Origin of the sequence: Burkholderia sp. EMB26 (assembly GCF_024730645.1) — a bacterium.
GTDB classification, from domain to species: Bacteria; Pseudomonadota; Gammaproteobacteria; order Burkholderiales; family Burkholderiaceae; genus Burkholderia; species Burkholderia cenocepacia.
In genome coordinates this window covers 1,190,795-1,212,405 of record NZ_CP078071.1, presented here as the reverse complement: position 1 = coordinate 1,212,405, position 21,611 = coordinate 1,190,795, and the positions used below count along the sequence as shown (strand labels likewise).

General features: G+C 61.9%; 18 protein-coding genes and 3 pseudogenes. 8 read left to right on the top strand and 13 right to left on the bottom strand.

Annotated elements, in window-relative coordinates:
• Positions 1-14 precede the first annotated feature (14 nt).
• The 4 genes from KU887_RS22295 to KU887_RS22280 all read left to right on the top strand — a co-directional run bounded on the left by KU887_RS22295 (position 15) and on the right by KU887_RS22280 (position 4,031).
• Entirely contained in the window at positions 15-782 is a 768-nt protein-coding gene (locus KU887_RS22295; protein WP_006498891.1) for a 2-keto-4-pentenoate hydratase, read from the top strand.
• A gap of 230 nt (positions 783-1,012) precedes the next feature.
• A complete protein-coding gene (locus KU887_RS22290) occupies positions 1,013-1,975 on the top strand; it encodes an acetaldehyde dehydrogenase (acetylating) (RefSeq protein WP_006490293.1) in 963 nt (320 codons plus the stop codon).
• Positions 1,972-3,015: a 4-hydroxy-2-oxovalerate aldolase gene (gene dmpG / locus KU887_RS22285; RefSeq protein WP_006498893.1), complete on the top strand. Its 1,044-nt coding sequence runs from the start codon at positions 1,972-1,974 to the stop codon at positions 3,013-3,015. Before KU887_RS22290 ends, dmpG begins: the two co-directional genes overlap by 4 nt.
• Before the next feature lie 77 nt (positions 3,016-3,092).
• Positions 3,093-4,031, top strand: coding sequence for an MBL fold metallo-hydrolase (locus KU887_RS22280; protein ID WP_006490346.1), 939 nt, complete (start codon positions 3,093-3,095; stop codon positions 4,029-4,031).
• A 182-nt stretch (positions 4,032-4,213) separates the two neighbouring features.
• Here the strand turns inward: KU887_RS22280 and KU887_RS22275 are convergent, their stop codons facing one another.
• Positions 4,214-5,935 carry a carboxylesterase/lipase family protein gene (locus KU887_RS22275; RefSeq protein ID WP_258258148.1) on the bottom strand — a complete coding sequence of 574 codons (1,722 nt, stop codon included), beginning with the start codon at positions 5,933-5,935 and terminating at the stop codon, positions 4,214-4,216.
• Between the two features lie 446 nt (positions 5,936-6,381).
• Between KU887_RS22275 and KU887_RS22270 the strand changes: the two genes are divergently transcribed.
• Positions 6,382-7,302, top strand: coding sequence for a LysR family transcriptional regulator (locus tag KU887_RS22270; protein WP_105866345.1), 921 nt, complete (start codon positions 6,382-6,384; stop codon positions 7,300-7,302).
• Here KU887_RS22270 and KU887_RS34660 read toward each other — a convergent pair.
• The 6 genes and pseudogenes from KU887_RS34660 to KU887_RS22245 form a co-directional block, all read right to left on the bottom strand.
• A pseudogene (locus tag KU887_RS34660) lies at positions 7,230-7,411 on the bottom strand (2Fe-2S iron-sulfur cluster-binding protein); the annotation flags it as partial. The gene KU887_RS22270 and the pseudogene KU887_RS34660 overlap by 73 nt on opposite strands.
• 74 nt (positions 7,412-7,485) lie before the next feature.
• On the bottom strand, positions 7,486-8,406 hold the full coding sequence (locus KU887_RS22265) for a LysR family transcriptional regulator (protein ID WP_048989380.1): 921 nt from the start codon (positions 8,404-8,406) through the stop codon (positions 7,486-7,488).
• Between the two features lie 43 nt (positions 8,407-8,449).
• Positions 8,450-9,124, bottom strand: coding sequence for an ethyl tert-butyl ether degradation protein EthD (locus tag KU887_RS22260; RefSeq protein WP_258258147.1), 675 nt, complete (start codon positions 9,122-9,124; stop codon positions 8,450-8,452).
• A gap of 2 nt (positions 9,125-9,126) precedes the next feature.
• Positions 9,127-9,645 carry a flavin reductase gene (locus KU887_RS22255; protein WP_006490344.1) on the bottom strand — a complete coding sequence of 173 codons (519 nt, stop codon included), beginning with the start codon at positions 9,643-9,645 and terminating at the stop codon, positions 9,127-9,129.
• A gap of 31 nt (positions 9,646-9,676) precedes the next feature.
• Positions 9,677-10,867 carry an acyl-CoA dehydrogenase family protein gene (locus KU887_RS22250; protein ID WP_006490338.1) on the bottom strand — a complete coding sequence of 397 codons (1,191 nt, stop codon included), beginning with the start codon at positions 10,865-10,867 and terminating at the stop codon, positions 9,677-9,679.
• A gap of 33 nt (positions 10,868-10,900) precedes the next feature.
• Complete coding sequence (locus tag KU887_RS22245; RefSeq protein ID WP_227743193.1) at positions 10,901-12,253, bottom strand: MFS transporter; 1,353 nt, start codon at positions 12,251-12,253, stop codon at positions 10,901-10,903.
• A gap of 186 nt (positions 12,254-12,439) precedes the next feature.
• On the opposite strand from KU887_RS22245, the gene KU887_RS22240 reads away from it, so the two are divergent.
• Positions 12,440-12,802, top strand: a complete 363-nt coding sequence (locus KU887_RS22240; protein ID WP_227743165.1) for a Xaa-Pro peptidase family protein — start codon at positions 12,440-12,442, stop codon at positions 12,800-12,802.
• A 299-nt stretch (positions 12,803-13,101) separates the two neighbouring features.
• Here the strand turns inward: KU887_RS22240 and KU887_RS22235 are convergent, their stop codons facing one another.
• The 3 genes and pseudogenes from KU887_RS22235 to KU887_RS22225 form a co-directional block, all read right to left on the bottom strand.
• Entirely contained in the window at positions 13,102-14,025 is a 924-nt protein-coding gene (locus KU887_RS22235) for an SDR family oxidoreductase (protein ID WP_196446271.1), read from the bottom strand.
• 78 nt (positions 14,026-14,103) lie between these two features.
• Positions 14,104-14,310, bottom strand: a pseudogene (locus tag KU887_RS22230) (ankyrin repeat domain-containing protein); the annotation flags it as partial.
• A gap of 2 nt (positions 14,311-14,312) precedes the next feature.
• Positions 14,313-14,570: pseudogene (locus KU887_RS22225) on the bottom strand (catalase); the annotation flags it as partial.
• A 383-nt stretch (positions 14,571-14,953) separates the two neighbouring features.
• Here KU887_RS22225 and KU887_RS22220 point away from each other — a divergent pair.
• Together KU887_RS22220 and KU887_RS22215 are read left to right on the top strand one after the other, a co-directional pair.
• Positions 14,954-15,760, top strand: a complete 807-nt coding sequence (locus KU887_RS22220) for a type 1 glutamine amidotransferase domain-containing protein (RefSeq protein WP_012493484.1) — start codon at positions 14,954-14,956, stop codon at positions 15,758-15,760.
• A gap of 150 nt (positions 15,761-15,910) precedes the next feature.
• Positions 15,911-16,909 (top strand): alpha/beta fold hydrolase, encoded by a 999-nt coding sequence (locus tag KU887_RS22215; RefSeq protein WP_124675271.1) that lies wholly within the window; start codon positions 15,911-15,913, stop codon positions 16,907-16,909.
• A gap of 67 nt (positions 16,910-16,976) precedes the next feature.
• Here the strand turns inward: KU887_RS22215 and KU887_RS22210 are convergent, their stop codons facing one another.
• The 3 genes from KU887_RS22210 to KU887_RS22200 all read right to left on the bottom strand — a co-directional run bounded on the left by KU887_RS22210 (position 16,977) and on the right by KU887_RS22200 (position 21,476).
• A complete protein-coding gene (locus KU887_RS22210; RefSeq protein ID WP_309138186.1) occupies positions 16,977-18,008 on the bottom strand; it encodes an NAD(P)H-quinone oxidoreductase in 1,032 nt (343 codons plus the stop codon).
• A 232-nt stretch (positions 18,009-18,240) separates the two neighbouring features.
• Positions 18,241-20,451, bottom strand: a complete 2,211-nt coding sequence (gene katG / locus KU887_RS22205; RefSeq protein WP_258258130.1) for a catalase/peroxidase HPI — start codon at positions 20,449-20,451, stop codon at positions 18,241-18,243.
• A 194-nt stretch (positions 20,452-20,645) separates the two neighbouring features.
• Positions 20,646-21,476, bottom strand: a complete 831-nt coding sequence (locus KU887_RS22200) for an alpha/beta fold hydrolase (protein ID WP_258258129.1) — start codon at positions 21,474-21,476, stop codon at positions 20,646-20,648.
• Positions 21,477-21,611 lie beyond the last annotated feature (135 nt).

Here is a 21,611-nt window from a genome sequence, read left to right as displayed (position 1 = left end):
AGCGAGGCACGCCAATGATCACCACCATGGAATACGCCAGGCTGCTCGACGAGGCAGCAGTCCATGCGACCGAAGTGGCCCAATTCGACCCGGAAAGCCAGCTCCCGCTCGATATGGCTTATGCGATTCAGGCAGCGTCGATACAACGCCGTGTCGAACGCGGCCATCGACGCGTGGGTGTCAAGATGGGCTTTACCAGCCGCGCGAAGATGCTTCAAATGGGTCTGTCAGACGTGATCTGGGGACGTTTGACGGCCGACATGCAGATCGAGGAAGGCACGGCGATCGATGTCGCGCGATTCGTGCATCCGCGCGTCGAGCCCGAAATTGCGTTTGTTCTGAAGCGATCGCTCGACGGCGACGTGACGGGGCCGCAAGCGTTGGCCGCTGTCGAGGCCATCGCGCCTGCGCTCGAGATCATCGACTCTCGCTACAAGGACTTCAAGTTCACGTTGCCGGAAGTGATAGCGGACAACGCGTCGTCGAGCGGCTTCGTCCTCGGTCCCTGGTGCGATCCTCGTGTCGACGTTTCGAATCTCGGCCTCACGCTGAATATCGATGGACGTGCCGTGCAGGTTGGATCGACCGCGGCGTTGCTGGGCCATCCGTTGCGTTCGCTCGTAGCCGCCGCTCGGCTTTCAGCTCGAGCGGGCGAACCTTTGCAGGCTGGCTGGATCGTGATGGCCGGCGGTGCGACTCCGGCCGAATGGATCAGGCCCGGACAGCACGTGTCGGTCGATATCGAACAATTGGGCAGCGCGTGCTTCTACACCAGGAAGTAACGCGGCGCAGGTCTTCTCGACGCAAAGGTACCGGTCATGTTTTCCGGAAGGCAGGATGGGGGGCGCCAACTTCGGCGCGAAGCGCTGAAGGCGCCTGCGTCGCGATTGCGGGCGCACACGCTCGCGGATAGACGATTCGAGCATCACGGGTGCGGCAGGCTCGTTGCCGTCCGCATCAGCGGCGGACAGCGCAGTCCGGTTGGCCGTACCGTCACATTTGGGAGTCGCACATGAATGACAGGGTGAAGGTCGCCATCATCGGTCCCGGCAATATCGGCACCGATCTGATGATCAAGATAATGCGAAACGGCAGGCATCTGAAAATGGGTGCCATGGTTGGCGTCGATCCGAATTCGGAAGGGTTGGCGCGTGCGGCACGCATGGATGTCGCGACGACGGCAGAAGGAATCGACGGCTTGCTACGGCTGGACGTATTCAAGGAGATCGATATCGTCTTCGATGCGACGTCAGCGGGCGCGCACGGACGTCACAATGAATTGCTGCAGGCGCATGGGGTTCAGGTGATTGACCTCACGCCTGCCGCGATCGGGCCGTATGTGATTCCATCGATCAATCTGGAAGAAGAAAACGCGACAAACATGAATATGGTCACGTGCGGCGGGCAGGCCACCATTCCGATCGTCGCCGCTGTTTCACGCATCGCCAAAGTCCACTATGCGGAGATCGTCGCGTCGATCTCCAGCCGGTCCGCCGGGCCGGGAACGCGCGCGAATATTGACGAATTCACCGAGACGACGCGAGCCGCGATTGAAAAGCTTGGCGGCGCCGAGCGCGGTAAGGCGATCATCGTTCTCAATCCCGCGGAGCCGCCGTTGATCATGCGCGACACCGTATTCGTGCTGTCGGAAAACGCGGAGCCGGCGGCTATCGAGGCGAGTATCGCCGAAATGGTGAGCAGCGTGCAGGAATACGTTCCGGGCTACCGCCTGAAGCAGTCGGTTCAATTCGACGCGGTGCCGCCGGACATGCCGCTCAACGTGCCGGGCATCGGGCCGCGGCACGGCTTGAAAACCTCGGTATTTCTCGAAGTGGAAGGCGCAGCCCACTATTTGCCTTCCTATGCCGGCAACCTCGACATCATGACGTCGGCGGCACTCGCGTGCGGAGACATGATGGCCCGGCGCCGGATGGCCGCCGGCATCGCTCGCGGCTTCAAGGAGACGGCGCGATGACTTCAGCAGAAAAGAAGCTTTACATCTCGGACGTCACGTTGCGCGATGGCAGCCATGCGATCCGTCATCAATACAGCGTCGACCATGTCAGGGCGATTGCCGCGGCGCTCGACGATGCCGGCGTCGACAGCATCGAGGTTGCTCATGGGGACGGGCTCCAGGGATCGAGCTTCAACTACGGATTCGGCGCTCACACCGATGTCGAATGGATTGCGGCGGCGGCGCAAAGCGTCAAGAAGGCGAAGATCGCGACGCTGCTGATTCCCGGCATCGGCACGACCCATGATCTCCGGCATGCGTTCGATGCCGGCGCACGGGTCGTACGCGTGGCTACGCATTGCACGGAAGCCGATGTATCCCGCCAGCATCTCGATTTTGCTCGTGAGCTGGGTATGGATGCGGTGGGGTTCCTCATGATGAGCCACATGACCACCCCGCAGAAGCTGGCTGAGCAGGCGAAGATGATGGAAACGTTCGGCGCCACCTGTGTTTATGTGGTTGATTCGGGTGGTGCGCTCGGCATGAATGAGGTACGGGACAGGTTTCGCGCGCTTAAGGCGGTGTTGAAATCCGACACTCAAACCGGGATGCACGCACACCATAACCTGAGCCTCGGCGTGGCCAACTCGCTGGTTGCCGTGGAGGAGGGGTGCGATCGCATCGATGCGAGCTTGGCCGGCATGGGTGCGGGCGCCGGCAATGCGCCGCTCGAAGTGTTCATTGCGGCGGCACAGCGACAGGGCTGGAATCACGGCTGCGATTTGTACCGGCTCATGGACGCGGCTGACGATCTTGTGCGACCGCTTCAGGATCGGCCGGTACGCGTCGACCGCGAAACGCTTGCGCTCGGTTTCGCCGGCGTTTATTCGAGCTTCCTGCGTCATGCGGAAGTTGCCGCCGGCAAATATGGGCTGAAGACCGTCGACATTCTGGTCGAACTCGGCAGGCGGAAGATGGTCGGCGGCCAGGAAGACATGATCGTCGACGTCGCGCTGGATCTGTTAAAGCGCCAACAGCCGATCACGAGCGACGCGCATTGAGCTGCCGTGGGCGGCGTTGCCTCGTGTTTCTTCGACAGTCGCAGCGAATGGCTGCGACTCGATTCTGGTGAACCAACATGCGAACCTTGTCGGCTTCCCGTCAGCATCAGCCGTTTGTCTATCAATTGAATGTCGGTGCTGTCAAAGTGACCGTGATCGCCGAGTCGGTCGCGCCGCTCCTCCGATGGCAGGAACTCTATCCCGACGCGACGGAGCGGTCCGTGTCGGCATCCATCGCGACCGCGGATCCCAAACTCTACGACGTCGGCAGCGGGCGGCTCGTCATCGCTATCCAGGGTTTTCTCATTGAAAGCGAGGGGACGACGCTGATGGTCGACACTTGCGTCGGGGACTGCAAGGCCCGAGCGCGAGGCGAATTCAATGAAGCCCGTTTCGGCTGGCTGAGCCGGTTGCAGGCGGCGGGCATCCGCGTCGAGGATGTCGACCTGGTGCTTTCCACGCATCTGCATGTCGATCATGTCGGCTGTAACACCTACTACGCTGACGGCTGGTGGCGCCCCACGTTTCCCAACGCGCGCTATCTGTTTGTCAGCGAGGAATTCGGGTTTTGGTCGAGCGAGCTGGCGAGATCACCGCTGGAAAGGACCGGCGACTACATCGGGGACAGCGTCATGCCGCTTTTCGAGGCTGGACTCGCCGATATGATCGACTCCCGGCATGTCATCGATTCGTCCATTCGCGTCATTCCGCTGCCCGGACACACACCGGGGCACGTCGGCGTTTGCATTGAAAGCAATCGGAGGCGGGCGATTATATCCGGCGACCTGTTTCACACAGCGCTTCAATTGGAAAATCCGGACTGGAGCACGAGGTTTTGTGTCGATCCCGATCAGTCCCGCCAAGCCAGGCGAGCGTTCTTTGACGCACATGCCGACACGGATACGCTGATTTTGCCAGCGCACTTTCCCTATCCGTGTGCGGGGTTCATTTGTCGCATGGGGACTGCCTACGCCTTTCGATTCATGAGTTCGGAGAAGATTCTGAATATGTCCTAGCACATCGGGGCGTTGTTCGATAAATTGCGCGCGGACCGGTGATGTCGACGCGCAACGGCCGACATGGTTGACTGGTTCCGTCAATCCGAACCCACACATCATGCGCAGGATGATGCAGGACGTCGATGGCGCATCCGGTGCCTGGCCGCGACCATCGACCCGCATTTCCGCGAGTCGTGCGGCTACGGTTGGTACTGACGATTCGCTGTTTGGTCGGTGTCGTTGAGCGGCTCGACGAGATCGATCTGCGCTTTCAGTGGATTCGGCTGGTCAACGCTCAAGGTGCCCGCCGACGTGAACGCCAGTTGATTGTCGAGATCGGCGTTATACATCGGCCACGCAATCAGACCGGCGTCGGAAGGATTCCCCGTTCTGGCGAATGCCGTCCAGTAGGCGATCATGTCGTGCGCGACCTGTTCGTCCTGACTGGCCACGGCTGTGCCGTACGCGGCGGAGAGCGTGTCGAACACATAGGGAATCTCGGCCGCATGCGTCGCGCCGCTGACCTTGCCGCGTATCGACTGGGCAACGTACGAGAAGCGATACAGATAAGTCGGCACACCCCGCGCGGTAAAGGTTCGTGCAACGAACCGTGCGGGTTCGTCCATGGTGATGACACGGGCGATCTGGTTCTCCACTGTCGAAACGGACGCCGTGCCCGTCGGGTCGAACGCCGCGGCAGCCGCGCTCAGGTTTTGCTGACCGAAGATCGCATAGGCCTGCTCCTTGGTCGTGAGTCCGCGCGTGGCAAATCCGAGGTCCGCATTGTTGACGCCGAGCAGGAGCGGAACCTTCGCGAACTGGCCGGCCTTGTACTGATTCTCGGGTTCGTCGACCACGAGTTTGCCGTCGATGATGGAACTGCCGGAGAACGTCGCGAGGCTATGTGCGGTATTCAGCGTCGTAGTGTCCAGCCCGTCGAGAACCTGATCGGCCGAGAGCGCGCGCAAGGCGTGCAAGGAACGGGCGTCGCTGCCGGTGATGCCGAATCCTGCAGCAAACGCGGAACCCTGTTCCTCCGCGGACGCGCCGACTGTTTTCGCGTTGCGAGAGAGCGTGCGCCCGAAGTACTGGTTGACGCGTCCATTGCCGGACTCGACGATCGCCTTTGCAAACAGTCCCGATGCCTGTGGTGAAGTCAGCAGGTTGTGAACCGATTCTCCTCCAGCGGATTCCCCGAAGAGCGTGACGTTTGCCGGGTCGCCGCCGAAGTTCGCGATGTTGCGCTGTACCCATTTGAGCGCGGCGATCTGATCCATGTAGCCGTAGTTGGCCAACATCTCGCCGGATTGCGCGGCGGCCGCCGTCACGGCCGGATGTGCGAAGAAACCGAACCGGCCGAGACGGTAGTTCACGGTGACGATGACGACGCCTTGCCTGGCGAACTGCGTGCCGTCATATGTCGGCATCGACGTGCCGCCAATGACGTATGCACCACCGTAAATCCAGACCATGACGGGCAGATTCTTGCCGTTGCCGCTTTGCGGGCGCCATACATTCAGGTACAGGCAATCTTCAGACGGTGTGACCGTCAGCGTCGCGTTCGGGCCGCTCGTCTGCATGCAGTCGTGAACGAAAGACGTGGCCTGGCGCACGCCGCTCCATGCGGCCACGGGCTGCGGCGGTCTCCAGCGCAAGTCGCCGACTGGCGGAGCCGCGAACGGAATACCCTTGAATGCGATCACGCCGTTGTTCAGGGTGCCTTGTACGGCGCCGTCGGCGGTCACGGCGATCGTGGGGTCCGAAGTGACGGAGGAGCCGTCGCCGCCGCAACCTGACAGCAAGACGGCGAGCGTTGACGAAACGAACAGCACGGGCAAACGCCTTCCGCTATCGTGCCTCGGTGAAGCGCAGGCTTTGGCTTTTTTCAACGGGTTGTGTTTCCGTGAAATCATGGCTGTCATCTCTCCTTGAATCCATCGTTCAAGCGTGGAACGTTTTAATTGTCACCATGGTTCTTGTGTCGGCGAGCGCTGCGGCGCAGAGCGGAATCGAGTATCGAAGGACGACTTTGTGCCGTCAAATTCCGGCCAATAATGGCCGGCATGAATCGGGTTCATGCACGTGCGCCGTGAGCAATGCCGATCGGACGTGACGAAGCGGGCGTCCCGTCATCAGGCCGGAAGCCCGCTGAGACGTTGTGCAAGCCCGCGAGTTAGCCCGCGTCACTCACGAGCACGACTCTCTTTGACATGATGTCCGCTCGGGTTGACGGGCGAGTCACGCGAGCCTGGCGATGCGCTCGGCGAATCCTCTCGTTGACACCGGTCTCGCTTTTCGATGACCATGCGTCAAATCGCTTCACCGCGCGCAGTCAAATCAGTTCGGCCCATGTATCAAGCTGTCCGTCATGACATCCATTGACCATATCGATCTGAATCTTTTGCGCGTTTTCCAGGCTATCGTGGAAGAGCGCAGTCTGACGCGCGCGGGCGAGCGTCTTGCACTGTCTCAACCGGCGGTCAGCTATTCGCTTGGGCGATTGCGCACTTTGTTCGACGACACGCTATTCATCCGGACCCGCACGGGCATGCAGCCCACGCCCGTCGCACTCGAGCTGGCCGAAATCGTCGGGAGCGCGCTCGACACCGTGCGGCAAGCGTTGCGTCACGCCGAGCGCTTCGATCCGGCTACCAGCACGCGAACATTTCGCCTGTCGCTGTCGGATGCGGGGGAGATGGCGTATCTGCCAGCGATCTGCGCCGTGCTGCATGACGCCGCGCCGCGCGTGAAACTTGTTGTAGCGCCATTGCCGGTCGAAGAAATCGAAGAAGCGTTGCGCGCGAGTCGGCTGGATTTCGCAATCGGCAACCTGCCGTCGCTACTGCCGCGCACGCGCCATTGCGTGCTCTTCGAGGAATCGTATGTGTGCATGACGCGCAAACGCGGCGATCTGCCCGACGGCAAAAAACTGAAACTGGAGCAGTTTCTTGCCGCGTCGCACGTTCAGGTTCGCTCGCTCGAACACAGCCATGACGCGCTGGATGATGCCCTGCGCGCACAGGGCGTCGGGCGCAATATTGCGCTGGTGTTGCCGCATTTCGTGGCGGCGCCCGGCGTGCTGGCTGCCACGGATCTGTTCGCCACGCTGCCGGAAAAACTCGCGCGTATTCTCAACAAAGGCGACGCGTTCAACATCTACGCGCTGCCGGTGCCATTGCCGAAAGTCGCGGTGACGATGCACTGGCACGAACACTTTCACGACGATGAAGGTAACGCGTGGATGCGCGGCCTGATGACCGACACCCTCGCGAGTTTCAAAACGATGTGATCCCGGTCGGAGCTGGAGCGTTCCGCTTGACTCGGACCTGATCGCGATGTTCCGGCTCGCCGCTCACGACGTCCACCATGCAGGAGCCGCAAACGCCTTCGCATGACGAACAGTGTCAAGGTGACAGTCGGCGCGGTCGAATTCGCCGAAAGGATGGCCTGATATCGACGCAGCCAATGCGCGTCAGCCGTCGGGTTGACGAAACATCGAATAGATCGTGTCGCGCAACCATGCGACGCCCGGGTCGCTCGTGAATTGCGTGTGTGAGTGCACCTGGATCTCGATGGGCGGCAGGGTGAATGGCAATGGCAGAATGCGAAAGGCCCTCCCGCGATTGAAGCGCTGCGCAAGGCTCTTGGGGAAGATCACCGCCAGGTCCGAGTTCATCACGATTTCGGGCGCCACGACGAAGTGCGGCAGCCGTACCACGACATCGCGTTTGAAGTTCAGCTCGTCGAGCCATTGCTCGACCATGCGATGGCCCGTGGCGTTGGTGCTCGCGTAGACGTAGCGCAAGGCGGTCAGATCGTCGCGTGTCGGCCGCGCCTTGCCTAGCGGATGATTGGCGCGCACCACGCAGACATGCTCGTCGACGAATAGGGTCTCGCTGACGCATCCCGCGTCGAGGCCCGGCACGTAGCCGAGCGCCAGATCGATTTCGCCGGCGCGCATGGCGGCGCTGACGGATTCCACCGGAACATTGACCGCTTCGATTCGAATGCCGTGCGCGTCGCGTTCCAGCAGCGCGACCAGCGGCGGCAGAAAATAGAATTCCGACATGTCCGACATCGAAATGCGAAACACGCGCCGGGCGGTCGCGGGATCGAACTTGGCGAGTTGCTGGACCGCCTCGTTGATGATCGACAACGCCTGCGCGAGCGGCGGATACAGCCGATGCGCGGCATCGGTCGGCACCATGCCGGTGGGCGTGCGCACGAAAAGCGGATCGTCGAAGATGGTGCGCAAGCGCCGCAGGGCATGGCTCACCGCGGGCTGGGTCAATTCCAGACGGTCGCCGGCAGCGGTCAGGCTGCGCAGATCCCAGATGGCAAGGAACACGCGCAGCAGGTTCAGATCGGCGATACCGGAGTTGGGCTTCGTCATACGGGTTGACTCACGAACGAGCGCTGGTCGCGCCATGCGGCCATCAATGTGTGGCGAGATTACCGTATGTGCTGCGCATTGCAAAATGCGGCGTACCACCTCGATAGGGCGGCAAGGTGTGGAAGTCCCTGCGCATCAGGTCGCGCACCGGCGACGCGAGCGCGTCGGCGAGCGCCGACGCATCGTCGAAGACGACCTTGTTGCGCTGCATCGCTTCCGCGCGCGCGCACGGCAGGCCGATGGTGCAGTCGATGCGCGTATAGATCTCCAGCTCGCGCAGTGCGGGCAAGGTCGACATCAGCGGCGCGTGATGCTGCAGGTAATGCGCGAGCCATGTGTCGAAGTCATCCGCCGGGCCGTCGTAAGCGACGAGATAGGTGCACCGCTGCACGCGTGCTTCGCCTCCCGGCGTGGATGGTGCCAGGGTGCGTACCGCCATGGCCTGCTGCGTGAAGTGCTCGACTGTCGATTGCGCCTGCAGAGCGTGGTGAATCGGACCGTCGCAGGCCGCGGCCGCCTCGAGCGTCGCCAGTTCGTCGAAATAGAGTTGCAGCACGCTCGACGGCGCATCGGCAGCTGGTGCGATGCGCGGGTCGACCCGTTGGCTTATCGGTTCATGCACGACCAGGCCGCGTAATCCTTCAATGCGCTGCAGGGGCGCGACATCCAGCAGGGATGGCTGTCCACTCCCCCCGATCAGAAACAGGCAGACTTGCATGATCACGCCACCTCGCATGGAGCGGCCACGCGCGCGAGCCGATGAAACTGCCGGGCGAAGTACACGAGGCCGTCGCCGTCTTCGTGCGAGGCGATGTGTTCGACCTGTACGAAAAGCACCGAATGCGAGCCAACCTGCTTGCTGTCTACGATGCGGCCTTCAAGACTCGCGATCGCATCGTCGAGCACGGGGAGCTGCAGGGCGCCCGGGCGCGAGCCGCAGCGCGCAAAGCGCTCTTCCATCGAGCATCCGTCCATGCCCGCGAAAACACGCGCCAGCGCTTGCGCGTGCGCGCCCAGCACATTGATGCACGCGCGGCCATTGCCGAGCAGTACGTCGTGAACATAACTCGACTGGTTGATGCAGACGAGCATCGTTGGTGGCGTGTCGGTCACGGAGCATACGGCGCTTGCGGTGATACCGCAGCGCCCGTGCGGGCCGTCCGTGGTGATGACGTTGACGGCCGCGCCGAGCGAGGCCATTGCGTTGCGAAACTGTGCACGCGCTTGATCGTGGGTCATGGCTGCTGTCCTTTCGGGGAGAGGCGCATATTCAGGGATACGGCGTGACGGGAGGAATACCCACGAAAACCGCACCCGATGCATCGTAGTTGCCTTCGCCGAGGAAAGCGTGTTGCGTGACGACGATCGAGTCCCGTACAAGACGCTGCATGCGGTTCTCGCGATAGATCGCGCCGATGCCCGCCATCTTGTACGCCTGCATCACGATATCCGCACAGGTGTGAGCCGCGTGGGTGGCAGACAGACGCAGCAAATTTGCTTCCGCGGGCAGCACCGGATCGCCAGCCAGCACCGTTTGCCACGATGTTTCCGCGGACTCGAAGAAGAATGCCCGCGCGCTGCGCAACTGGGCTTCCGCCTGCGCGAGCCCTGAACGATAGTACGCGCGATCGGCAAGACGTGGCGCGCCCGTGGTGGTCTTCGTCACGCCAGACATCCCCGCCAGCAGATCGAGTGCGGCACGCGCCAGGCCAAGGTTGACTGCCGCATGCACCTGCGCCTGGTAGGCGATGGCGGGATACCGATACAGAGGCTCATCGATCAGCGGCGTGCCGCCGCGCACGAAGGTCCATTGTTCGTCGACGTATTTGTCTTTCAGGCGCAGATCGTGGCTGCCCGTGCCTTGCATGCCGACCACGTTCCAGTTGTCGACGATCTCGACTTCGCTTGCCGGAAAGACCGCCGTGAACGGCTTGCCGGCGTTCTTGTCGTCCGCGCCAGCAGGCACACCGCCGATTCCTACGCCGATCCAGTCCGCACCTTTACAGCCGCTGGCGAAGCGCCATTGTCCCGACACGAGAAAGCCGCCGGGTGCGCGCTCGGCCTTTTGCAGCGGATACAAGCCCCCTGAGAAGACCTGGTCGGGTCCCGATGCGTAGATCTGCGCTTGCGTTTCAACCGGCAATGACGCAAGGTAGGTATTGGCGGAGCCGAACGCCGCGACCCACGCGGTCGAGCCGTCGGCAATCGCGATGCGTTCGAGCATCTGGAGGAAGCGCGCCGGCGGCAGCGCATCGCCGCCGAAACGTTTCGGCGTGCTCGCGCGAAAAATGCCCGCGCGTTTCATCTTGCCGATCATATCGCGCGGCACATGAGATACCTTGTCGAATTCGTCACGGCGACGCTCGACTTCTTCAATCAGCGCATCGAGCGATAGCGGCGCGGCATACTGCGGATAGTCGTTATGCGATTCGATGATGGCTTCGCTTTGAAGGTCTTGCATGAGTGATACCTCGCGGTTGCTGGTGTGGGGATGTCATTCGGGCTGCTGACGAACAGCAGCGCGCATCGCTTTCGGAAATGTCTCGCGTGCGAGCAACGTGGCGACGACGGTCACGAGTCCGAGTACGCCCAGATAGATGGCGACCGGCACGGCGCTGTGATAGTGCGCGAGCAGCGCGGTCGCGATCATCGGCGAGAGGCCGCCACCGAGCACGGACGAGACTTCGCGGCCGATGCCGAGTCCCGAAAAGCGCAGGTGCACCGGCAACATCTCGCTGATGAACGCGGGCTGTGCGCCCTGGAGAATGCCGAGCGTGACGCTGTTGGCGAGGATAAGCGCGGCCACTACCTTCCAATACTCGCCCGAACCCAACAGCACGAAGTAGGGCCATGCCACCAGCATGATCGCGATCGCGCCGGCGAGATAGACCGGCTTGCGTCCGACCTTGTCGGTCACCCAGCCGAAGAACAGGGAGACGGGTATCATCAGCAGCATGGAGATGCACAGACCGCCGAGAATCCAGCTCGACGTGATGCCGAGAAACTGCGCGTAGGTGATCGAGAAAGCGAAGAAGAGGTAGGATGCCGCGCCCTCGCCAAACCGCAGGCCGAACACAGTGAGCACTTCGCGCGGACATTGGCGCAACACTTCGATGACAGGCATCCGGCTTTCATGGCGCGTCGCCTTCACTTCGGCGAACGCGGCGCTTTCTCCAATCGAGCGGCGCATCCAGAGGCCGAGGACGACGAGTGCGGCGCTGGCCAGAAACGGAAGGCGCCATCCCCAGCTGTGGAAGTCGTCCGCCGGAACGTTTTTCGCCAGCAGGAACGCGCCCGTGGACAATACGAAGCCCAGTGCGGCGCCACAGGGGCTCCAGGCGGCGAGTGCACCGCGCCTGGATCGCGGCGCGTTCTCGTGGATCAGTAAAATACTGCCGCTCCATTCACCGCCGGCGGCAAGCCCCTGAAGAATGCGCAACAGCACCAGCATGACGGGTGCCGCGATGCCGACCTGCCGATACGTTGGCAGAACGCCCATCAGGACGGTGGCCGTACCCATCGTGAGCAGCGTAAGTGTCATGACGGCCTTGCGGCCGTACCGGTCGCCGATATGGCCACATAGCACGCCACCGATCGGCCGGGCGATAAAGCCGACCGTGAACCCGCCGAATGCAGCGATGGTGCCCGTCAGCGGATCGGTGCCGACCGGAAAGAACAGCTTGCCGAAGACGAGCGCGGCCGCGGTGCCGTACAAGAAGAAGTCGTACCACTCGAGGATTTGGCCGAGTACGGCCGTGGTAACGGCACGACGCACGTTGCTCGCGGACCGCGCGGATCGGGGATGAGCGAGCGCGCCCAGATCGGAGTTCAGAGCTTCAGGGTTCATGGTGGGGGAAGACATGAAGTGATGGTTCCCGCTTCCCTGATGCTCCAGAAGCGGCGCGAGTCGTATCGATTCGATGTGCCCCACGATATGAGCGTCCACAATCGCGGTCAAATTCGAGACAAAAATGGACGACATGAATCTGGTGCATGTCGCGCTCGCCGCCGTACGTACTAACCCTTGCTTTACATGGCGTATCAACTGCGCTTGTTGACCGTCACCTTTTCGGTCGATTTGCCGCGTGCAATGAGCAACCGCGGACCGCACTCAAGCCCGCGCACGTATTTCCGGCGCGCCGGTATGAGTGACCGACTGCTGCACCGCACTGGGCACGGTATGGACGTGACCGGGCGCGAAGCGCCGTTTTTCGCTGACGGTTACGAACGCATCATCGAGCCAGGCATGTGCCTGACCATCGAGCCCGGAATTTATGTTGAAGGCATCGGTGGCTTTCGCCATTCCGACACCGTGTTGATCGGCGACGATGGCCCTGTCATGCTGACCGGTGGCCCGGTGAGCATCGGTGCGCTGACGCTTCCGATGCATTCTTGAAGAACGCTCGGCGGTCGCCGTCGGGCAGGCGCAGACGAACCGCATCCGGCCGGCGGCGAGATATCTTGCCAGCCCGAAGGACTGGGAGTGGGTGGCAGGGGCGACGAGGTTGGGGGCGGGTCGGTCGATGTCACGCCTGTCGCGACTGCCCGATGATCGGCGCATCGCTGAATCGCGTCATCGTTGACGTTCCTTTATTGAGGCGGGTGTGACGCTGCCCCACGACTAAGCCCGGTGAGCCCGCCAAGCCCGCTGGATCGCGCAACGAGGGGGTGACGGTGTCCGCGTGCCCCAAACGTTTAGAATTCCCGTCGAATCAGTTCAAGGCCCTGTCGGTAAGTTGTCACCTCAAACTCGGGGAATCGGCGCTTGAACTTCGTGGAATCGAAGAGATTGTCCTGCTCGTAGCGAGGCAGAAGCTCCCGGATCTCACGTACCTGCGGGGAGAAGAGGCCCGCGACCCAAAACGCCCCTTTCCCGATGATCGAATAGGCGGGCGGTCGTCCAAACGCGGCGCTGGCCATGTCGACGAACTCCCGGTAGGTCGGCCGGTCGTCGCAGCACGGCAGATGCCAGGTCTGCCCGAACGCGTCCGGCGAGTTGCCGAGCGTCGCGAGCGCACGGCTCGCGTCGGGCGTCCAGATAAGAGTGCGCCGCGTGTCGTCACGCAACGGCACCTTCGGCTTCTTGCCTTCCTTCAGCTTGTCGATGACCAACGCATTCGTGAAGCTCTGCGTCTTGCCCGGGCCATAGAACTCGGGTGCCCGGCCGATCAGCACCGGGATGTCGCCACGCGCCATCTCTTCGAGCACCATCGACGCCATTGCCGCGCGCACCTTGCCCTTGCGGCCTACCGGCGCGAACTGTGTCGCCTCGGTCTGCAGCCGGTTGTTCTGCGGGTACATGTAGGTGTTGTCGAAATAGGCGAATCGAGCACCTTCCGCGCGGCACGCATCCAGCGCGTTCTTCAACATCACCGGAAACTGCGTTTCCCACAGCTCCGTGTCCGGGGGCAGGCCCGCCGTGAAGTAGACGATGTCACTGCCTTTCACCGCCTGGGCGGTCTGTCGCGCATCAAGCAGATTGGCCGACACCAAGCTATCGGTGTCGTTGACCTTGCGCGGATTGCGGCTGACGAGGCGGATTTCGCCGGTGTTGAGGCGGCGCAATTCCCGCGCCAGTTCCGTGGCGATCTGACCGTTCGCTCCCAGTATCGTTTGCATGTCGGATACCTTCGTGACCTTGTGTCGAATGACGATGGACACTAGGCTAACCTTGAAGGCAAGTTCAAAGTCAAGCGGTTACGGCAACGATCGCAACGTTACATCCGCACTCGGTGCGGAGCCAACCTTTTCGAGCGCGGCAACCGTGGCGTCGTTGCCTTGCAGGATCGCGTTCTGTAGCGCGGTACAACCGAGCGCATCGACGTGATCCGGGTTCGCGCCATGTGCGACGAGTACCGGCAGCAGGTCGAGGCGGCCGAACAGCGCGGCGAACGACAGCGCTGTTCTGACTTGTCACGCGGGTTCTGCGCGAGTTCGTTCAGCGTTGACGACTCGTAGTTCACTTCGCCCTTGCGGTCGCCGAAGTTCAGCGCACCGTCCTGGTTGTTGTTCGTGACGCGCACGCGCGGACGGTTGATCGACGACTGATTGAAGTTCGCGCCGAGGCGGTACATCTGCGTATCGGTGTGCGAGAACATCCGACCCTGCAGCATCCGGTCTTCCCACGGCTCGATGCCCGGCACCATCCGCGACGGGGAAAAGGCATTCCTCGTTCGCCCCGGAAATATATTTAGGCAAACCAAATAAATAGAAGTTACGTCGGTGAGGCACCTGCCTGCATCAGCTAACGCGATCCACGGCCATGGATGCTCAGTCGGTTCGAGGCCGGGTTGGTGCGGGCATGCGACCGGATCGGTGACACGACAACGTCGTATCGATCGGTGGCGATGCTGATTCTCGAGACGGACGCCGCCGAGCGCCACGGCATCCGGACGCGTGGCGGTGTGGCGATGGCGCGCCGTGATCACTTGACATTCAACTTAACTTCAATCCTAGGATTTCGTCTGCATCCTTTCACGTCGTTGCTTCAGTGCGGTGCGATCGAGTCATGACCCGAAGTCGCGCCGACTTATATGAGGAATCGAGAATGTTCAAGCGTTGGCTTTTGAGGCATTGGCTCCTGGCCATCATGATTTCCGTGCTGACGGGCGGATACGCCTATGCAGCCGACGTTGCGCGGAACGAGGGCGTGCCACAGCTGAACGGCAAGGTTCTGGTCGTGATGACCAATCACTCGAAGTATCCGTCTCGATCGGATACGACCGGCCTCTGGTTCACCGAGTTGACTCATTTCTATGACGTCGCCCAGGCAGCCGGGCTGCAAATGGATTTTGCGAGTCCGGCGGGGGGTGAAGTCCCGATCGACGAGCGCAGCCTGAAGTCTTTCTACCTGGATGATTCGGCACGCGCACATTTGGCCGATCCTGCTTTCATGGCGCGATTGAAGGCGACTTTGCCGGCCGCGGCCGTCGATCCCGCCGACTACAAGGCGATCTACTTCACTGGCGGGCACGGTACGTTGTGGGACTTTCCCGACAACGCGGCGCTGAAGGCCGTCAGCGAGCAGATTTATCGTCAGGGGGGCGTCGTCTCGGCCGTTTGCCATGGCGTATCCGCGTTGTTGCCGCTCCAGGACGCCGAAGGCAAGTCTCTCCTCGCGGGCGTGCCGGTGACGGGCTTCTCCGACATGGAGGAGACGCTGTCCGGCATGAAGTCACAGGTTCCGCTCTTCTTGCAGGATGCACTTGTGAGCCGTGGTGCGCGCTACAAGAAGGCGTTTCTTCCCTTTACATCCTATGTCGTCAGTGACGACCGGATCATCACCGGGCAAAACCCGCAATCGAGCAAGGAAATTGCCGAGGCGGTCGTCAAGCGGCTCAGGGAAACGAATTGACTGGCTGCCGATGCCGGCAGAGCAAGTAGCAGGAAACGGGGCGCGTGGTCATCGAGTTTGCGCAACGGGGGTACCGGGAGCGTGATCGTACGCGGTTCGGGTATCGGGTGGTCAGATGTAGCCGCTTTTCGATTACCAAAGGAGGCTGTCATGAGCGGTAAGGATGAAGTCGACGTCATCAGCAAATCTCGTCGCGAACTGATGATCGGAGCGGGTGCAGTAGCGGCTGCCTCGATGGCGCTGCCCTTGTTTTCTTCGAGTGGCACGGCCGGTGCCGCATCAGCCAAGCATCCGATTTATCCGTCGGCAGGAGAGGCTGACCGTGGTAACAAGATCGTGACGAAGGACGGCGTCGAGATCTTCTACAAGGATTGGGGCAAAGGCCAGCCGATCGTCTTCAGTCACGGTTGGCCGCTGTCGGCGGATGACTGGGACGCTCAAATGCTGTTCTTCGTCGAGCATGGTTATCGCGTCATCGCCCATGATCGTCGTGGGCATGGGCGATCCACGCAAACAGCCGACGGCAATGACATGAATCACTACGCTGCCGATCTCGCGGCCCTGACCGAGGCGCTCGATATCAGGAATGCCGTCCACATCGGGCACTCGACCGGGGGCGGGGAAGTTGCTGCCTACGTAGCGCGTCATGGCATGAAGCGGACTTCAAAGATCGTTCTGGTCAGCGCAGTGCCACCGGTCATGGTGAAGAGCGAGCGCAACCCCGGCGGAACGCCGATTGAAGTCTTCGACGGCTTCAGGAAGCAGCTTGCCGCCAACCGGGCGCAGTTCTACCTCGACGTGCCGTCGGGACCGTTTTACGGCTTCAACCGGGCGGGCGCGAAGGTGTCCGAAGGCGTCATCCGCAATTGGTGGCGTCAGGGCATGATGGGTGGAATCAAGGCTCAATACGATTGCATCAAGGCCTTCTCGGAAACGGATTTCACCGAAGACTTGAAGAAAATCACGCAACCGGCGCTGGTCCTGCATGGTGACGACGACCAGGTCGTGCCATACAAGGATGCCGGCGTGCTGTCCGCAAAGCTGCTCAAGAACGCGACGTTGAGAATCTATCCGGGCTACCCGCACGGGATGCTGACGACCAATGCGGATGTCATCAACGCGGACATTCTGAAGTTCATCAAGAGCTAAAGGTCAAGGCGGCCTCTCCAGCAAGAGGCCGCCTGTTTCCGATACCGCGCCGATCTGTCGATCGGGCTCACTCTGCCGGGAGCGCGTCGGTGACGAGAACGATCTTGCCAATGTGCACGCCGGAATCGATCAACTCGTGAGCCCCGCGCGCGTCCTTCAACGGGAAGGTCTTGTAAACCTGGGGTTTGACCATTCCCGCCTGGATCAACGGCCAGACATGCATCTCCAGTTCACGAATAATTTCCGCTTTCTCGTTGGGTGTTCGGGAGCGCAGCGTCGAACCGATATGCGTCAGGCGTTTCGTCATCATCGGCCACAGATCGAGGTCTTTGGCGGGGCCTTTCAATACACTCACCTGCAGGATGCGGGCGTTCATTGCAGCGACCGTGTAGTTACGTGCGACGTAATCCCCGGCGATGATGTCGAGAATGACGTCGACACCGTTCCCGTTCGTGAACTCGCTGACCTTTTCGACGAAATCCTCGCCCCGGTAATTGATCGCGTGATTGGCCCCAAGACGCAGGCTGGCCTCGCGATGAACCTCCGATCCGACGGTGGTCATGACCTTCGACGCACCGAATGCTTTGGCCAGCATTGTCGCCGTGGTGCCGATACCTGAAGCGCCGCCATGGATGAGAACCGACTCGCCGGCTTGTAGTTTGCCGCGCTGAAACAGATTGAGCCAGACCGTCATGAACGTCTCCGGCATTGCCGCGGCTTCGACGACACCAAGTCCCTTCGGGAGCGTCATGGTAACCCGGTGATCGGCCACTGCATATTCGGCATAACCACCACCGGTAACGAGCGCGCACACGACATCGCCGCGCTTGAAGCGCTTCACTGCGCTCCCCACGTCGATGACCTCGCCCGCGATCTCGAGGCCCGGGATGTCCGATGCGCCCGGTGGCGGATTGTAGAAGCCCTTGCGCTGGAAGACATCGGGACCGTTGACGCCAGCGGCGTGAACGCGGATCAGGACCTGTTCGTCGGTGGGGCGCGGCACCGGACGTCGGGATGGAACGAGTACGTCGGGACCGCCGGGATGGACGATTTCGATCGCGGTCATTTCGGTAGGAGGTGTGAAAGCGTCAGCAGGCATTGCGTTTCTCGGATAGATTTGGAGTGACGACTGCGTGCCGGCCCGACTCCGGGCCGGAAGCAGTAGTACGATTCGGAACAGCGGCATTGTCGCGTCGTACCTCCGCGTACGAGCTTCACGGCCCGGCACTTGCCATGTCGGGCCGAACAGCGATAGTCATCGCCACTGGATGCGAGCGGACAGGGCCGGTTCCCCCGGCAGCCCGCTCGCATCGATGTACCACCGCTTTTTGTCAGGCGAGATCGAATCGATCGAGATTCATCACCTTGACCCAGGCCGCCACGAAGTCACGAATGAACTTCGCCTCGCCGTCTGCACTCGCATAGACTTCGGACAATGCCCGCAGCACGGCATTCGAACCAAACACCAGATCCACGCGCGTACCGGTCCACTTCAGCTCACCGGTCCGACGGTCACGTCCTTCATAGGTGTCTTCGCCGGCAATCGGCTTCCATTCGGTCGCCATGTCGAGCAGGTTGCGGAAGAAATCGACGGTCAGCGTTTCGGGCTGGTCGGTAAAAACGCCGTGTTTTTCGTCGCCGGTTTGGACGTTCAACACGCGCAGTCCGCCGACGAGCGCCGTCATCTGTGGGGCGGTCAGCGTCAACAGTTGCGCCTTGTCGATCAGCAGCGCTTCGGCCGGCACCGCGAATTTGTCCTTGACGAAATTACGGAAACCGTCTGCGACCGGTTCGAGCACCGCGAAGGAGTGCGCGTCGGTCTGTTCCTGAGAGGCGTCCATCCGGCCGGGCGCGAACGGCACAACCACGTCGTGGCCAGCGCGCTTCGCCGCCTGCTCGATGCCGGCGCCGCCGGCCAGTACGATCAGATCGGCCAGCGAAATCTTCTTGCCGCCAGGCTGCGTGCTGTTGAACTCGCCCTGAATGCGCTCGAGAACTTTCAGAACCTTGGCCAATCGTGCGGGCTCGTTGACGGCCCAGTCCTTCTGCGGCGCGAGGCGGATACGCGCGCCGTTGGCGCCGCCGCGCTTGTCCGAGCCGCGGAATGTCGATGCCGACGCCCATGCGGTGGACACGAGCTCGGCCACGGAAAGCCCCGAGGCAAGGATCGTCTCCTTGAGCGAGGCAACGTCCGTGTCGTCGACGAGCACATGATCGACCGCAGGAATCGGGTCCTGCCAGATCAGCTCTTCGGTCGGCACGTCCGGCCCGAGGTATCGGGCGCGCGGTCCCATGTCGCGGTGCGTGAGCTTGAACCACGCGCGCGCGAACGCGTCGGCGAACACGTCGGGGTTGTCCATGAAATGACGCGAGATCTTCTCGTAGACGGGGTCGAAGCGCAGCGAGAGATCGGTGGTCAGCATGGTGGGCAGCAGCTTTTTCGACGGATCGTGTGCATGCGGGATCGTCGGTTCGGCGTTTTTCGCCACCCACTGGTGAGCGCCTGCGGGGCTCTTCGTGAGTTCCCATTCGTATCCGAACAGGTTCTTGAAAAAGCCCATGCCCCATTGAGTCGGCGTGTCGCTCCACGTGACTTCGAGGCCGCTCGTGATCGTGTCCGCGCCTTTGCCGGTGCCAAAGCTGTTCTTCCAGCCAAGCCCTTGCTGCTCGAGACCGGCAGCCTCGGGTTCCAGACCGACGTTGTCGGCCGGACCCGCGCCGTGCGTCTTGCCGAAGGCATGACCACCGGCAATCAGCGCCACGGTTTCTTCGTCGTTCATCGCCATGCGTCCGAAGACCTCCCGGATGTCGTACGCTGCCGCGACGGGATCGGGATTGCCGTCCGGACCTTCCGGATTCACGTAGATGAGGCCCATCTGCACCGCGGCAAGCGGATTTTCGAGGTTGCGCCCGGCGTTGCCACCGTGTTGCGATTCGCAGGCGCCGCCCTTGCCGTAGCGCAGGTCGCCGCCAAGCCAGGTCGTCTCGCTGCCCCAGTAGACGTCGCGATCCGGCTCCCACGTGTCCTCGCGGCCACCGGCGTAGCCGAAGGTCTTGAATCCCATCGTGGTAAGCGCAACGTCACCCGTGAGAATCAGCAGATCGGCCCACGAGATCTTCTGACCGTACTTCTGCTTGATCGGCCACAGCAGGCGGCGAGCTTTGTCGAGACTCACGTTGTCCGGCCAGCTGTTGAGCGGCGCGAAGCGCTGCTGGCCGCGCCCGGCGCCGCCGCGCCCGTCGCCCATGCGATAGGTGCCGGCACTGTGCCAGGCCATCCGTACGAATAACGGACCGTAGTGGCCGAAGTCCGCCGGCCACCAGTCCTGGGAGTCGGTCATCAGGGCAGCCAGATCTTTCCTGAGCGCGTCGAGGTCGAGGCTGTTGAAGGCTTCGGCATAGTTGAAGCCAGGGTCGAGCGGGTCGGTTTTACTCGAGTGCTGGCTGAGCAGATCCAGGCGCAATTCGTTTGGCCACCAATCGCGATTGGTCGTGCCGCCGCCGTTGGCATGGTTGAATGGGCACTGCCCTTCGTTCGACATAAGCACCTCTGTATGAGGACGTGTGGGTGTATCGCTATGCACGGAGCGGTCGCCGGGAGCAATGCTCCCGCGTGCTGTGAGCCGCGCGAACGGACACTTGAATAATGTGTGAGTGTTTCTCGGGGAGGCAGTGTGCTTTCCCGGAAGGAGGCAGGCGGGTGCCGGGCGTGTTTCTTTTCCGGCACCCGTCGCGATTACCCTCGCAGGAACGCGAGCAGATCGGCGTTGATCGTGTCGGCGTTGGACGTAGGCATGCCGTGCGGGAAGCCCTTGTAGGTCTTCAGCGTGCTGTTCCGAGCGAGCTTCGCCGACAGCAAGCCGGAATCGGCATAGGGGACGATCTGATCGTCATCACCATGCATCGCGAGCACGGGAATCGTGGTGCTCTTCAGGTCCTCGGTAAAGTCGGTCTGCGAGAACGCGACGATGCCGTCGTAATGCGCCTTGGCGCTGCCCATCATGCCCTGGCGCCACCAGTTCCAGATCACGCCTTGCGACGGTTTCGCGCCGGCACGGTTGTAGCCGTAGAACGGGCCGGCCGGAACGTCGTAATAAAACTGAGCACGGTTCGCGGCCAGTTGCGCCTGCAGGTTATCGAACACGTCCTTCGGCAGGCCGCCCGGGTTCTTGTCTGTCTTGACCATCAGCGGCGGCACAGCGCTGATCAGCACGGCCTTCGAGACGCGATCTTCGCCATGACGGGCGACGTAGTGGATGACTTCGCCACCGCCGGTGGAGTGGCCGACATGAACGGCGCCTTGCACGCCGAGATGGTTCACGACAGCGGCGACGTCGTCCGCGTAATGATCCATGTCATGACCGTCCCACACCTGGCTGGAGCGTCCGTGACCGCGGCGGTCATGCGCGATGACCCGGTACCCGTGCGACAGGAAAAAGAGCATCTGGGCATCCCAGTCGTCCGCGCTGAGCGGCCAACCGTGATGGAAGAAGATGACCTGCGCGTCGCGCGGACCCCAGTCCTTGTAGAAGATCTGAACGCCATCCTTTGTTGTGACGTATCCCATGATCAGCACTCCTTTTCGATATTCAAGTTGACAACCAGTGACGTGTACGGCGATCGTTGCTGCTCGGTAGCGGGCGACTCCTTTTGTGACGGTGACTGACGAAACGGCAACGTGACGATGGCGCTGGGATCCGGT

Bases quoted from the DNA above. Each gene is read 5' to 3' on its own strand.
- KU887_RS22265 (WP_048989380.1), bottom strand. From the start codon at position 8,406: ATGACGAAGCCCAACTCCGGTATCGCCGATCTGAACCTGCTGCGCGTG.
- KU887_RS22275 (WP_258258148.1), bottom strand. From the start codon at position 5,935: ATGACAGCCATGATTTCACGGAAACACAACCCGTTGAAAAAAGCCAAA.
- KU887_RS22215 (WP_124675271.1), top strand. From the start codon at position 15,911: ATGAGCGGTAAGGATGAAGTCGACGTCATCAGCAAATCTCGTCGCGAA.
- dmpG (WP_006498893.1), top strand. From the start codon at position 1,972: ATGACTTCAGCAGAAAAGAAGCTTTACATCTCGGACGTCACGTTGCGC.
- KU887_RS22295 (WP_006498891.1), top strand. From the start codon at position 15: ATGATCACCACCATGGAATACGCCAGGCTGCTCGACGAGGCAGCAGTC.
- KU887_RS22240 (WP_227743165.1), top strand. From the start codon at position 12,440: ATGGCGTATCAACTGCGCTTGTTGACCGTCACCTTTTCGGTCGATTTG.
- katG (WP_258258130.1), bottom strand. From the start codon at position 20,451: ATGTCGAACGAAGGGCAGTGCCCATTCAACCATGCCAACGGCGGCGGC.
- KU887_RS22260 (WP_258258147.1), bottom strand. From the start codon at position 9,124: ATGCAAGTCTGCCTGTTTCTGATCGGGGGGAGTGGACAGCCATCCCTG.
- KU887_RS22200 (WP_258258129.1), bottom strand. From the start codon at position 21,476: ATGGGATACGTCACAACAAAGGATGGCGTTCAGATCTTCTACAAGGAC.
- KU887_RS22210 (WP_309138186.1), bottom strand. From the start codon at position 18,008: ATGCCTGCTGACGCTTTCACACCTCCTACCGAAATGACCGCGATCGAA.
- KU887_RS22250 (WP_006490338.1), bottom strand. From the start codon at position 10,867: ATGCAAGACCTTCAAAGCGAAGCCATCATCGAATCGCATAACGACTAT.
- KU887_RS22280 (WP_006490346.1), top strand. From the start codon at position 3,093: ATGCGAACCTTGTCGGCTTCCCGTCAGCATCAGCCGTTTGTCTATCAA.
- KU887_RS22270 (WP_105866345.1), top strand. From the start codon at position 6,382: ATGACATCCATTGACCATATCGATCTGAATCTTTTGCGCGTTTTCCAG.
- KU887_RS22220 (WP_012493484.1), top strand. From the start codon at position 14,954: ATGTTCAAGCGTTGGCTTTTGAGGCATTGGCTCCTGGCCATCATGATT.
- KU887_RS22255 (WP_006490344.1), bottom strand. From the start codon at position 9,645: ATGACCCACGATCAAGCGCGTGCACAGTTTCGCAACGCAATGGCCTCG.
- KU887_RS22290 (WP_006490293.1), top strand. From the start codon at position 1,013: ATGAATGACAGGGTGAAGGTCGCCATCATCGGTCCCGGCAATATCGGC.
- KU887_RS22235 (WP_196446271.1), bottom strand. From the start codon at position 14,025: ATGCAAACGATACTGGGAGCGAACGGTCAGATCGCCACGGAACTGGCG.
- KU887_RS22245 (WP_227743193.1), bottom strand. From the start codon at position 12,253: ATGAACCCTGAAGCTCTGAACTCCGATCTGGGCGCGCTCGCTCATCCC.